Here is a 13217-nt window from a genome sequence, read left to right on the forward strand (position 1 = left end):
TATGGGAGCCCTAGCGTTCGATCCGGCTCTCGAGTCCGCGCCTCGATAGCCCTGCTATCGGCGCGTTTGGAAACGCGCCGTCGCGAAGATGCGTCGCCACACTCGACGCGGGAGGGATCGTTGTTGGAAACGCTTTTTGGACGCCCACAACCGTGTCGCCAGCGCAATCCTCAGCGACTTTCTTTCAGCAGCTCGTGTTTTGCCCTCTGGGATTGCGCGGCGATTCGCGAACCGACAGTCGCGTGCACCCTGCCAAAATCCTGCGCTTCTTGAGAATGCCTGCGCGACACATAGCGCGCCGAATATATTGGTGCTTACTCGGTGCTTACAAAGACCATTTTGAACAGCTCGGGCGCGCCCGAAAATCCATCTAACTGATTGATTTTGTTGGTCGGGGCGACAGGATTCGAACCTGCGACCCCCACACCCCCAGTGTGATGCGCTACCAGGCTGCGCTACGCCCCGACCGGTCCCGTCAGCGACGCTCACGGGGAGGGGCGCCTCTAGGCCTTAGACGGGACCGATGCAAGCGCGCGGATATGTTGCGTGGGCGGCGTCATGGTGATAGCGCGCGGCGCTTGACGCCGGGCAGCCCGTTTCGGGCACATTCCGGCTTACGCCCAATTCAGGACGACCATGTTCATTCCTTCCGCTTACGCCCAAACCGCTGGCGCCGCCGGCTCTTCGGCTGACCCCTTTGGTGGGTCGATGCTGTTCTTCGGCCAGATCCTGTTGATCGGCGTGGTGTTCTATTTCCTGATGATCCGACCGCAACAGCGGCGCGCGAAGGAACTTCGGACGGCGATCGATTCGCTGAAGAAGAACGATCAGGTGATCACGACGGGCGGCATCCTGGGTAAGGTGGTCAAGGCCGGCGACGTCTATGTCGAGGTCGAAGTGGCCCCCAACGTCAAAGTACAGGTCGTCAAGGGTGCGATCAGCGAAGTGATCAGCCCGACCACCGCCAAGCCGGCGAACGACTGATGCTGGATTTCCCGCGTTGGAAGGTGCTGTCGATCATCGGCTTCCTGGCCGCTCTGTGCGCGCTCGCCATTCCCAGCTTCCTGCCCGAGGAAACGGTCAAGAACTGGCCGATCCATCCCCGCATCAATCTGGGCCTCGACCTTGCGGGCGGCAGCTATCTGCTGCTGGAAGCGAATTCGGACCAGCTGATCCAGTCGCGGTTGGCGCAGAAGAAGACCGAGGTCGCGACCGACATGCGCCGCGGCAAGATCGGTATCGGCGACATCTCGACCGACGGCGGCAAGATCACCTTCATGCTGCGCGACATCAGCCAGCTGGAGGATGCGCGTCAGCTGTTGTCGCAGAAGACCACCGGCGTCGGCACGACCGGCCAGCGCGACTGGGACATCGCGGTCATCAACGGATCGACGTTCGTGCTGAGCCAGACCAAGGCCGGCATCGACTATGCGATCGACAGCGCGATGGACGGCGCGACCGAAGTCGTCCGCAAGCGCATCGACGCGCTCGGCACGCGCGAGCCGACGATCATCAAGCAGGGCACGACGCGCATCGTCGTCCAGGTGCCCGGCCTGCAGGATCCGACCGCGCTGAAGGCGCTGCTCGGCAAGACCGCGACGCTGCAGTTCAAGCTGGTCGATACCAGCGCGGACGGCACGCAATTGGCCAAGGGTATCGCGCCCATCGGCGACCAGATCCTACCCTATCCCGCCGCGGCCGGATATCGCGCGCCGTTCATCAGCAGCACGCCCTATACCGGCCCGACGCTCAAGATCGGCGACGCGCCCTATACCGGCCCCGTCATCGCGGTGCGCAACGAAGCGATCATCACCGGCAAGAACCTGACCGACGCGCGTGCCGAAACCGACAGCGACAATCCCGGCGCCTGGGCGGTCGGTTTTCAGTTCGATACCGAGGGCGGGCGCAACTTCGCCAAGACGACACAGGCGAATGTCGGCAAGCCGTTCGCGATCATCCTGGACGACGCGGTCATCTCCGCGCCGAACATCCAGACGCCGATCCTCGGGGGCAGCGGCCGGATCACCGGCGGCTATGATGCGAAGGGCGCCAACGACCTGGCGATCCAGCTCAAGTCGGGCGCGCTGCCCGTGGCGTTGAAGGTGGTCGAGGAATCGAGCGTCGGTCCAGACCTCGGCAAGGATTCGATCCATGCCGGCATCAAGGCATCGATCATCGCGGTCGTTTTGGTCGTGTTGTTCATGCTGGTGACCTATGGCCGCTTCGGCGTCTATGCGAACTGGGCGGTCGTCATCAACGTGATGGTGATCATGGGCGTGCTCGCGCTGATCAATGGCACGCTGACCTTGCCGGGCATCGCCGGCTTCGTGCTGACGATCGGCACCGCGGTCGATGCCAACGTGCTGATCAACGAGCGTATCCGCGAAGAGCGGCGGCGCGGGCGCAGCGTGATCCAGTCGGTCGAGCTCGGCTACAAGGAAGCCAGTCGCACGATCTTCGAGGCCAACATGACCCACGCCATTTCGGGCGTCATCATGTTCCTGCTCGGCTCCGGCCCGGTGAAGGGTTTCGCGGTCGTGCTGCTGATCGGCATCGCGACGTCGGTGTTCACCGCGGTCACCTTTACCCGGATGCTCGTCGTCCTCTGGCTGCGGAAGAATCGTCCGCAGACCATCAATATTTAAAGGCCGACGGACATGCGCCTGCTCAAGATCATTCCCGACAACACCAATATCGACTTCGTCAGGTTGCGTTATTGGGCGTTCGGCCTGACGACGCTGCTGACCTTGGCGGCGATCGCGTTGGTGCCGCTGAAGGGGCTCAATATGGGCGTCGATTTCGTCGGCGGCCTGATGATCGAATACAAAGTTCCAGACCCCGCCCAGCCTCGACACCGTGCGCAGCTCGGTCGATCGGCTCGGGCTCGGCGACGCGCAGCTGCAGCAGCTGGGCGAGGCCAATCGCCTGTCGATCCGCCTGCCGGTGCAGAAGGGCGGCGAGGACGCGACCAACATCGCGGTGACCAAGGTCACCAACGAGCTGACCAAGGATTTCCCGGGATCGAGCTTCCAACGGCAATCGACCGTGTCGGGCAAGGTGTCGGGCGAGCTGGTCCGCAACGGCCTGCTTGCGGTCGCGCTGGCCGTGATCGGCATCTGTCTGTTCGCGATCTTCCGCTTCGAATGGCAGTTCGGCATCTCGACCGGGGTCGCGATCCTGCACGACGTGCTGATGACGATGGGCTTCTTCGCGCTGACGCAGTTCGAGTTCGACCTCAACATCGTCGCCGCCGTGCTGACCATCATCGGCTATTCGATCAACGACAAGATCGTGATCGACGACCGCATCCGCGAGAACATGCGCCGCTATCGCAAGATGGACATGCGCGAGATCATCAACCTGTCGGTCAACGAGACGCTGCCGCGCACCGTGATGACCTCGCTGACGATCCTGCTCGCGCTGGCGTCGCTGCTGATCTTCGGCGGGCACGTGCTGCGCGGGTTCACGGCGGCGATGATCCTGGGCGTGTTTGTCGGGACGTATTCGTCGATCTACGTGTCGTCGTCGCTGCTGATCACCTTGGGCCTGCGCGCCGAACCGATCGCCACCACGGGCAAGCCGGGCAAGGAAGCGATCGACGGCGCCGAGCGCGTCGGCTGATGCGGATCGACCGGACCCGCGCCGACGGGCCGGTCGTCAGCGGATTGTCGAGCGGCGGTTTCCGCGTCGACGACAATGTCTATCGCGCGCTGGCGATCACGCCCGAGCGCGCCGACGAATGGTCGCCGCCCGCCATCGGTGAATTGACCGAGGCAGCGCTGGTGTCCGTTCTCGCGATCGACCCACAGCCCGAATTCCTGCTGCTCGGTACCGGGCGCGCGCTGATCCGTCCGCCGGTAGCGTTGGTCCGCAGCCTCGAGGCGCGCGGAATCGGCGTCGAGGCGATGGACAGCCGTGCCGCCGCGCGCGCCTGGGCGGTGCTGCGCGGCGAGGGGCGCTGGATCGTCGGCGCTTTCTATCCGATCGAGTCTTGATCCCGGCGCACGGGCGGATAATCATTCGCGCGAATCCGATTCTGGGGGAGAGCGTCGATGAAATCGCTGATGATGTTTGGTGCCTTGCTCGCGGCGGTACCGGTCGCCGCGCAGACCATGCCGCCGGCGGCGCCCGCCGCGCCCGCGCCCGCTCCGGTCGCCCCCGCGCCCGCCGCACCGGCATTCGCACCGATCCCGGCCCCCGACTACAACACCGATGCCGCCTGGCTGTGCCGTCCGGGTCGCCAGGATGCGTGCGCGGTCGACCAGAACGTCACCGTCATCCCCGCGACCGGCAAGGGCAAGGTCGTGAAGTTCAGGCCCGCGCCGGCGGCGAGTACGCTCTACGACTGTTTCTACGTCTACCCGACCGTGTCGCTCGACCCGACGCCGAACAGCGACCTCAATATCGGCCCCGAGGAAAAGATGGTCGCGGCGTCGCAGGCCGCGCGCTTCACGTCGAAGTGCCGCGTGTTCGCGCCGCTCTATCGCCAGGTGACGCTGACGGCGTTGCGCGACCTGATGGCGGGCAAGGCGAGCGCCGCCGACCGCAAGCTCGCCTATCTCGACGTCGAGGCGGCATGGTACAATTATCTCAAGCGCGACAATGCCGGCCGCGGCGTCGTGCTGATCGGGCATAGCCAGGGCGCGGGCATCCTAAAGCAGCTCGTCGCCGGGGTCATCGAAAAAGACCCCGACATGAAGCGCAAGATGATCGCCGCCTACCTGATCGGCACCAACGTCGCGGTGCCGTCAGGCGGTGATGTCGGCGGCGACTTCAAGTCGACCCGGCTGTGCAAGTCGATGCAACAATATGGCTGCGTCGTGACCTACACGACCTTCCGCGCCGATTCGCCCCCGCCCGAGAATAGCCGGTTCGCGCGCATCGCCGATCAGCCCGGCATGGTCGCGGCCTGCACCAACCCGGCCGCGCTCGGCGGCGGCAAGGCGGTGACCGACGCGATCTTCGGTGCGAAGGGCGCCGGGCTCGGCAGCACGCCGATGGGCAACTGGACGACCGACGGCGCCGCAGTGACGACGCCGTTCGTGTCGGTGCCTGGGCTGATCTCCGCCGAATGCGTGTCCAACAACGGGTTCACCTACCTGGCGGTGACGGTCAACGCCGATCCCAAGGATACCCGCACCGACACGATCGTCGGCGACGTGGTGGTCAACGGCACGATACTGAAGGATTGGGGGCTGCACCTGATCGACATGCCGGTCGAGATGGGCAACCTGGTCTCGATCAGCGAGTATCAGGCCGCGTCGTGGCGCGGCATCCCGATGGCGCCGCCGAAGAAGTAGGATTGCGGCCCGTGCTCCTGCGAAAGCAGGAGCCCAGGGTTGTTCGCACGCGACAGGTTATTTGGCTCTAGGCTCCCGCTTTCGCAGGAGCACGGTCGCTATTCGCCCGCGTCGACCAACTCCTTCAAATGGGCGTACAGCCCGGCGGTGTTCGCTTCCCAGGTGAAGCGTTCCGCGCCTTCGCGAACCTTGGCCGCCGGCGCGTGGTCGCCGAGCACCGCGGTGATTCCCGAGGCGAACCCGGCGGGCGAGCGGCCGACCATCCGGCCATAGGCGCGCTCGGTCACGACTTCGCTTGCGCCGCCGACATCGGGAACGACGATCGGCGTGCCGCACGCCAATGCCTCGACCCAGGCATTGGCGAGCCCTTCGCTCGACGAGGCCAGCGCCATCACGTCGGCCGCGCCGAGCAACGCCGCCATGTCGCCATGCGGCACCGCGCCAAGCAATCGGACGCGATCGCCGAGACCCAGCGCCGCGATCTTCGCTTCCAGCGCAGGGCGATACGCGCCCTCGCCGGCGACGATCAGCGTCGCATTGGGCAGCGCGGCCATCGCCTCGATCACGATATCGTGCCCCTTGCGCTCGATCAGCGCGCCGGTCGATACGATGAGCGCGCCCGGCACCTTCAGCCCGGCCTTGGCCGCACCCCGGTCGCGCGGGGCGAACTGGCCGAGATCGACCCCGGTGCGATGCACGTGGATGCGATCGGCGGGCATGCCCATCGCGACCATGTCGTGCTTCATCGCTTCCGACACGGCGAGTAGGCCGTCCGCCGCCTTGCCCGCGGTGCGGACCTGGCCGGCGGTCGCGGCGGCGCGGCCCCAATAATGGATGTCGCTGCCCCGCGCCTTGATCGATACCGGCACCCCGAACCGCCGGCCCATCGCGATCGCCGCCGGCCCGTCGGGGAAGAAGAACGACGCGTCGATGACGTCGAACGGAAAATCGTTGCGCAGATTGGCGAGTAGGGGCGCGAGCGTGCGGCTCAGCGACGCGGCGAACAGGCGCCCTGCGGTGCCCGGCATCGCGAGGAAGCGCGGGCGATAGACGTCGACGCCCTTCCACTGCTCGCCCAGCGGCAGTTTGGCGAGCGGTGCGTGCCGTCCGCGCAGGCTGAGCGGGAACGGGGGCAGGCCGACCGGCGCGACGACGCGGAGTTCGACATCGGGATGCGCGGCAAGGCCCAACGTCTGGCGCTCGACGAACACCCCGAAATTGCGCCGCGACGCGTCGGGAAACAGGGTCGATAACATCAGGACGCGGAGCATCCGGTTTCCTTAGCATGAGGGGGTTAATCCCGCCCTCATTCCCGTCACCCCAGCGAAGGCTGGGGTCTCCGGCAGTATTGATCCGCTTGAGACCCCAGCCTTCGCTGGGGTGACGAATTGATCAGATCCGCTGGTCGCCCGGGTATGCGAACAACAGGTCGCTGCCGACACTGGCGTGGATATGCGCCGCACCGGTAACCGTCACGCATTCCCCCGCGCGCCACGCGACGCCATCGACCACGCCTTCGCCCTTGAGCGGGGTCAGCCAGCCGGTGACGCCGTCGGGCAACGTCACGTCGCGCTCGCCACCGCTCCACCGCTCGAGCACGAACTTCGGCCCCTCGCACAGGATGGTGCGGCCCTCGCTCACCTCGCCGACGATCGGCTTCGGCGTGATCGGGTTGGGATCGGCCACTGCCAACCCGTCGTCGAGATGCAGTTCGCGGTCCGAACCGTAGTCGTAGAGCCGATAGGTCAGATCGACGTTCTGTTGCGTCTCGACCAGCGTGATCCCGCCGCCGATCGCGTGGATCGTGCCGGCCGGGCAATACAAAAAGTCGCCCGCCTTGACCGGTTTCCAGTCGAGCATATCGACGATCGACCCGTCCTCGGCGCCCTTGCGCAACGCCTCTCGCGTGGTCGGCTGCTTCGTCCCCATCGCGATCGTCGCGCCCGGATCGGCGGCCAGGATGACCCAGCATTCGTCCTTGCCGCGCTTGTATCCCGCCTTCTGCGCATCGGCGTCGGTCGGATGGTCCTGCACCGACAGACGTTCGCCGGGGAACAGATATTTGATCAGCAACTCCGGCGTGCCCGCATCCGGGGTCTGGAACCAGATCTCGCCGACCGGCGGTGCATCGGGTGCGGGATTGGCGAAGCCAGGCCACAGATCGTGCCGCCCCCACGGCTTTTCGACGCGCTTGGTGGCGAGCAAGGTGGCGGTCATTCGGTTCGGCCCTCCCGGAATTCGGTACAGCACGCCAACGCGTGGCATTCCGTTGTGATCCTTGCCGCGAAAAAGCCATAGCCTTTGGTCATTGGCGGAAAATCATTGTTCGCATCCCCGCCGCTCGGCTAAGGCACATCTCCATGCGTATTACTCCGTCTCGTTCGCTTGCTCTCGCGCTGATCGCCGTCCTCGCTCTTCCGGTCGCCGGGTGCGCCGGGCGTGGCGCTCTCAAGAAGGGCGACGTCCCCTATGTCGCGCGCGACGTCGGCACGCTCTACTCGCTCGCCAAGCGCCGCCTCGACCAGGGCCGGTACAAGGAAGCGGCGGTGCTGTTCGACGAAGTCGAGCGCCAGCACCCCTATTCGGTCTGGGCGCGCCGCGCGCAGCTGATGAGCGCGTTCAGTTACTACATGGACCAGAGCTACACCGAATCGATCCAGTCGGCGCAGCGCTTCATTTCGGTCCACCCGGGCAACCGCGACGCGCCCTACGCCTATTACCTCGTCGCGCTCGGCTATTACGAACAGATCGCCGACGTGACGCGCGACCAGAAGATCACCCAGCAGGCGCAGGACGCGCTGGGCGAACTGGTCCGTCGCTTCCCCAATTCCAAATATGCCGCCGACGCGCGGCTGAAGATCGATCTGGTGCGCGATCACCTGGCCGGCAAGGAAATGGAGATCGGGCGGTTCTACGAAACGCGCGGCCAGTGGCTCGCGGCGACGCTCCGTTTCCGCACCGTGATCGATCAGTACCAATCGACGACGCACGTGCCGGAGGCGCTGATGCGACTGACCGAAACGTATCTGGCGCTCGGCGTGCCGGAGGAAGCGCAGAAGGCTGCGGCGGTGCTCGGCGCCAACTATCCCGGTACCGACTGGTACAAGCGCGCGTACAAGCTGATGCAGGATCACCCCTGGACGGCTGCCAAGCCGCTGGCGGTGGGCGAACTGCCGATCCCGCTGGGGATGAAGGACGCGCAGCCGGTTGCGCCGGGCACGCCGGGTGTGTCGGCGAAGGATCAGGGCGCGGGGTCGACTGGCACCAGCAACACCGGTGGCGCGGGCAGCGGACCGCCCAAGAACTAGGTGATGACCCGGGCGCGGGTTTGCCGGTAAGACAGCCACGATGCTGACCGCGCTGGCCATTCGTGACGTCGTGCTGATCGAAGCGCTCGAACTCGAATTCGGCGGCGGGCTCGGCGTGCTGACCGGCGAGACCGGTGCGGGCAAGTCTATCCTGTTGGACGCATTGGGGCTCGCGCTAGGTGCGCGCGCCGATAGCGGGCTGGTGCGGAATGGCGCAGCGCAAGCGGTGGTGACCGCGAGCTTCGATACGCCGCACGCCGATGGACCGATCGCCGCGCTGCTCACCGACAATGGCTTCGACGTCGAGCCGGGCGAACCGCTCATCATCCGCCGGATTGTCAAGGCCGATGGCGGCAGCCGCGGGTTCGTCAACGACCAGCCGGCGTCGGCGGGCCTGCTCCGCGATCTCGCGCAATATCTGGTCGAGGTCCACGGCCAGCACGACGATCGCGGTCTGCTCGCGCCGAGCGGGCATCGCGCGTTGCTCGACGCGTTCGGGCGGTGTCGTGCGGCCGGTGTCGCCGACGCGCACCGGGCGTGGCGCGACGCCGAACAGGCGCTGACCGGCGCGCGCGATCAGATCGACGCGGCGGCGCGCGACCGCGATTATCTGGAGCATGCCGTCGGCGAATTGCGCCAGCTCTCGCCCGAGCCCGGCGAAGAGGAGATGCTCGCCGATCGCCGCCGCACGATGCAGCGCGCGGAGAAGATCGCCGACGACATGGCATCGCTCGATACGTGGCTGGGCGGATCGGACGGCGGGTTGGCGCAGTTGCGCCAGGCGGCGCGCGCGCTCGAACGGATCGCCGACGCGCATCCGGCGCTGGGCGAGGCGCTGGCGGCGATCGATCGTGCGATCAACGAGGGAGCGCTGGCCGAGGACCATATCGTCGCCGCGCGGCAAGCCCTGCTGTTCGATCCGCGCGCGCTGGAGGAAGACGAAGCGCGGCTGTTCGACCTCCGCGCGATGGCGCGCAAGCATCGCGTCCAGCCCGACGATCTGGCCGCGTTGACCGAAGAAATGGCGGGGCGGCTGGCGACAATCGAGGCCGGCGAAGAGGGGCTGGCCGCGCTTGCCGCCAAGGTTGAAGAAACGCGCGCCGCGTACGAAACCGCCGCCGATGCGCTGTCCGTCGAGCGCCACGCCGCCGCCGAACGCCTGGACCGCGCAGTCGCGGGCGAACTCGCCCCGCTCAAGCTCGACGCCGCGCGCTTCCGCACCGTCGTCGCGCCGCTTGGCGAGGAGCAATGGGGGGCGGGCGGCAAGGATCGAGTCGAATTCGAGATATCGACCAACCCTGGCGCGCCGTTCGCGCCCCTGACCAAGATCGCATCGGGCGGCGAACTCTCGCGCTTCATCCTGGCATTGAAGGTCGCGCTGGCCGAGGAGGGCGGCGCGGCGACGATGGTGTTCGACGAGATCGATCGCGGCGTCGGCGGCGCGGTCGCCAGCGCGATCGGCGAGCGGCTGGCGCGGTTAGCCGAGCACACGCAAGTGCTGGTGGTCACGCACAGCCCGCAAGTCGCGGCGCGCGGGCTCGATCATTTCTTCATCGCCAAGTCCACCGACGGCACCGTCACGCGCACCGGCGTCCATGCGCTCAATGAGGGCGAACGCCGCGAGGAAATCGCGCGGATGCTGTCGGGCGCGACGATCACCGACGAAGCCCGCGCGCAGGCCGAGCGGTTGCTGGAGGCGGCGTGATGACGCCCGCGCAGCGCCGCGACGCGAGCATCAGCTTCGCCATGCTGCCGATCGGGCTGGGACTAGTTCTGGCGGCGGCGATCGGCAGCGTCGCCGCCCTCGCGCTCGGGCTGAGCGAGTTGATCCGGCAAGACGGCAATTGGGGCTGGTATGCCGGCTGGGCGCTGGGCGCGGCGGCAATCGGCGTCCGCAACCTCGTCCGCTCGCTGCAGAACATGTCCGCGCTCGACGTCGGCGGGACATTGATCACGATCGCCCTGTCGGCGGCGATCGTCGCTGCCTATCCCGGGTGGTGGCTGGCCTAGAAGGGTAGCTTGATCGTTCCCATCAACGCCGGCGCGCAAAAGCCGCCGACGCAGCGTTCCTTGGCGCGGCCGTCGATCGTGCCGTTGCCGAGCTTCGCGGTCATCGGCGACAGCGGCTTGCCGTTCGGCGGCGGACCGAGCGGGCGCACGCGATATTGATCAGGATCGATCTTGCCGCAGACGACGATGTCGGTGTCCGATGGATCGCAGCTCGACACGACGCTCAATGCCTTGGGCAGGACCGGCCCCGCGGTGGGCAGCGGCGGCGGCGCGACGGGGATCGACTGCATCAAGATCAGCATCGCACCCAGCATCGTGTCGTCCTTCCCGTTGCCGACGACGATCTACCTCTGAATCGCAGCCGAATTGGGGCAGCGCTTGATCGCCGCGCGACACGCCGATAGCTGGACGCATGGCCGCGCCGCTCCCCGCCGACGATTCCGCTGCAGCCGCCGAGCTGGAACGCCTCGCGACCGAGATCGCGCACCATAACCGGCTCTACCACACCGATGATGCGCCGGAGATTTCGGACGCCGATTATGACGCGTTGATGCGGCGCAACACCGCGGTCGAGGCGGCATTCCCGCACCTCGTCCGCGCCGATTCGCCGAGTGTGAAGGTCGGGGCGGCGCCCGCCGGGCATTTGGCCAAGGTCGCGCATGCGCGCCCGATGTTCAGCCTCGACAATGCATTCGACGATGACGAGGTCCGCGATTTCGTCGGGCGCGTGCGGCGGTTCCTGAATTTGCCCGATGGCGAGCCGGTGATGCTGACCGCCGAGCCCAAGATCGACGGGCTGTCCTGCTCGCTGCGGTACGAGAACGGCAAGCTGGTTCAGGCGCTCACGCGGGGCGACGGGCAGGTCGGCGAGGACGTCACCGCCAATGTCCGCACGATCTCGGACATACCCGACAAGCTGCCCGCAAGCGCTCCGGCGGTGTTCGAGGTGCGCGGCGAAATCTACATGGAAAAGGCCGCGTTCGCCGCGTTGAACGCGCGGCTGCTCGCGGAGGCCGAGGCATCCGAAAAGGAAGCCCGCCAGTTCGCCAACCCGCGCAACGCCGCCGCGGGATCGCTGCGCCAGAAGGATGCGAGCGTCACCGCGTCGCGGCCGCTGGCGTTCTTCGCTTGGGGATGGGGCGACGCGAGCGACCTGCCGGGCGACACGCAGTCGGCGGTGATCGCCACGATCCGCGACTGGGGCTTTCCGGTGACGCGGCAGTTTCAGCCGGGCGGCGACCTCGACCAGGCGCTCGCGACCTACCAGGCGATCGAGGCCGAGCGCGCCGACCTGCCGTTCGACATCGACGGCGTCGTGTACAAGGTCGATCGGCTCGACTGGCAAGCAAGGCTGGGGTTCGTCGGGCGCGCCCCGCGCTGGGGCCTCGCGCACAAATTCCCCGCCGAGCGCGCGCAGACGACGCTCAACGATATTGAGATCCAGGTCGGCCGCACGGGCAAGCTGACCCCGGTCGCCAAGCTCGAACCGGTGACGGTCGGCGGCGTCGTGGTGCGCAACGCGACCTTGCACAACGCTGACGAGATTGCACGGCTGGGTGTGCGGCCGGGCGACCGCGTCGTGCTGCAGCGCGCCGGTGACGTCATTCCGCAGATCGTCGAGAATTTGACGCGCGACGAAGACCGTCCGGCCTGGACGTTTCCGGCGCGCTGTCCGCAATGCGACAGCGAGGCCGTGGCCGAGGAGGGCGAGGTCGATGTGCGCTGCACCGGCGGGCTGATCTGCCCGGCGCAGCGGCTCGAACGGCTCAAGCATTTCGTGTCGCGCGGCGCGCTCGATATCGACGGACTGGGCGAGAAGACCCTGGTCGAATTCCTCGACCTCGGCTGGATCCGCGAGCCGGCCGATATCTTCCGGCTGGCCGCGCATCGCGAAGACCTAGTCGGGCGCGAGGGCTGGCAGGCCAAGTCGGTAGATGCATTGATTGCCGCGATCGAGGCGCGCCGTGCGCCCGACGCCGCGCGATTGCTGTTCGGGCTCGGCATCCGGCACGTCGGCGCGATCACCGCGCGCGATCTGATGAAGATGTTCGTCGAATTGCCGGCATTGCGACATGCGGCGGAAGCGGCGCAGGCGGGCGATGCCGAGGCGGCCGAACGCTTCGCGCTGATCGACGGGGTCGGCCCGGTCGTGGTCGAGGCGCTCGGCGACTTCTTCCACGAACCGCACAACCAGCAAGTGTGGGACGATCTCCTCGCCCAAGTGTCGCCGCCGCCGTTCGTCGTCGAAACGCGCGAATCGCGCGTCAGCGGCAAGACCATCGTCTTCACCGGCAGCCTCGAAACGATGAGCCGCGACGAAGCCAAGGCGCAGGCCGAAACGCTCGGCGCGCGCGTCGCGGGATCGGTGTCGGCCAAGACCGATCTCGTCGTCGCCGGACCCGGCGCAGGGTCGAAGTTGAAGAAGGCGGCGGAGCTGGAGATCGAGGTCATCGACGAGGCCGGCTGGGCAGCGATCGTCGCCGCGGCGGGCTAGCGGCCGGTGATGCTTTTTTGCAACGCAGCATGACGAATCACGGGCTGTCCACAGCCCCTATTTGCACTGTCATCTAACCGACATATTAAACGTCCAATGGACCGG

At 66.9% G+C, this 13217-nt stretch carries 11 protein-coding genes, 1 tRNA gene and 1 pseudogene; 9 read left to right on the forward strand and 4 right to left on the reverse strand.

What is annotated here, in order from left to right:
* Positions 1–388 precede the first annotated feature (388 nt).
* Positions 389–465 (reverse strand) — tRNA-Pro (locus FPZ24_RS02200).
* Between the two features lie 171 nt (positions 466–636).
* On the opposite strand from FPZ24_RS02200, the gene yajC reads away from it, so the two are divergent.
* The 5 genes and pseudogenes from yajC (at position 637) to FPZ24_RS02225 (ending at position 5300) form a co-directional block, all read left to right on the forward strand.
* Positions 637–984: a preprotein translocase subunit YajC gene (gene yajC, locus FPZ24_RS02205; protein ID WP_146569517.1), complete on the forward strand. Its 348-nt coding sequence runs from the start codon at positions 637–639 to the stop codon at positions 982–984.
* Positions 984–2645: a protein translocase subunit SecD gene (gene secD, locus FPZ24_RS02210; RefSeq protein WP_146569518.1), complete on the forward strand. Its 1662-nt coding sequence runs from the start codon at positions 984–986 to the stop codon at positions 2643–2645. Before yajC ends, secD begins: the two co-directional genes overlap by 1 nt.
* 12 nt (positions 2646–2657) lie before the next feature.
* Positions 2658–3621: pseudogene (gene secF / locus FPZ24_RS02215) on the forward strand (protein translocase subunit SecF).
* The gene (locus FPZ24_RS02220) at positions 3621–3995 is read left to right on the forward strand and encodes an Mth938-like domain-containing protein (protein ID WP_146569519.1); all 375 of its coding nucleotides are present in this window, start codon (positions 3621–3623) and stop codon (positions 3993–3995) included. The pseudogene secF and the gene FPZ24_RS02220 overlap by 1 nt, the downstream one beginning before the upstream one ends.
* Positions 3996–4052: 57 nt before the next feature.
* A complete protein-coding gene (locus FPZ24_RS02225) occupies positions 4053–5300 on the forward strand; it encodes a DUF3089 domain-containing protein (RefSeq protein ID WP_240047577.1) in 1248 nt (415 codons plus the stop codon).
* A 98-nt stretch (positions 5301–5398) separates the two neighbouring features.
* On the opposite strand, the gene FPZ24_RS02230 is transcribed toward FPZ24_RS02225, so the two are convergent.
* Positions 5399–6571, reverse strand: a complete 1173-nt coding sequence (locus tag FPZ24_RS02230; protein ID WP_146569520.1) for a glycosyltransferase — start codon at positions 6569–6571, stop codon at positions 5399–5401.
* A 121-nt stretch (positions 6572–6692) separates the two neighbouring features.
* On the reverse strand, positions 6693–7517 hold the full coding sequence (locus FPZ24_RS02235) for a class I mannose-6-phosphate isomerase (RefSeq protein ID WP_146569521.1): 825 nt from the start codon (positions 7515–7517) through the stop codon (positions 6693–6695).
* 143 nt (positions 7518–7660) lie between these two features.
* On the opposite strand from FPZ24_RS02235, the gene FPZ24_RS02240 reads away from it, so the two are divergent.
* Genes FPZ24_RS02240 through FPZ24_RS02250 form a run of 3 tightly spaced genes read left to right on the forward strand, consistent with a single transcriptional unit; the run spans position 7661 to position 10618 of the window.
* Positions 7661–8608 (forward strand): outer membrane protein assembly factor BamD, encoded by a 948-nt coding sequence (locus FPZ24_RS02240; protein ID WP_146569522.1) that lies wholly within the window; start codon positions 7661–7663, stop codon positions 8606–8608.
* Between the two features lie 40 nt (positions 8609–8648).
* Positions 8649–10313: a DNA repair protein RecN gene (gene recN / locus FPZ24_RS02245; RefSeq protein ID WP_146569523.1), complete on the forward strand. Its 1665-nt coding sequence runs from the start codon at positions 8649–8651 to the stop codon at positions 10311–10313.
* Complete coding sequence (locus tag FPZ24_RS02250) at positions 10313–10618, forward strand: hypothetical protein (protein ID WP_186728988.1); 306 nt, start codon at positions 10313–10315, stop codon at positions 10616–10618. Before recN ends, FPZ24_RS02250 begins: the two co-directional genes overlap by 1 nt.
* Here FPZ24_RS02250 and FPZ24_RS02255 read toward each other — a convergent pair.
* Positions 10615–10932 carry a hypothetical protein gene (locus FPZ24_RS02255; protein ID WP_146569525.1) on the reverse strand — a complete coding sequence of 106 codons (318 nt, stop codon included), beginning with the start codon at positions 10930–10932 and terminating at the stop codon, positions 10615–10617. The two genes, FPZ24_RS02250 and FPZ24_RS02255, sit on opposite strands and share 4 nt — an antisense overlap.
* 98 nt (positions 10933–11030) lie before the next feature.
* Here FPZ24_RS02255 and ligA point away from each other — a divergent pair, with 98 nt between their 5' ends.
* Positions 11031–13112, forward strand: a complete 2082-nt coding sequence (gene ligA / locus FPZ24_RS02260) for an NAD-dependent DNA ligase LigA (protein ID WP_146569526.1) — start codon at positions 11031–11033, stop codon at positions 13110–13112.
* Positions 13113–13217 lie beyond the last annotated feature (105 nt).

It is taken from the genome of Sphingomonas panacisoli (assembly GCF_007859635.1).
Taxonomy (GTDB): Bacteria; Pseudomonadota; Alphaproteobacteria; order Sphingomonadales; family Sphingomonadaceae; genus Sphingomonas; species Sphingomonas panacisoli.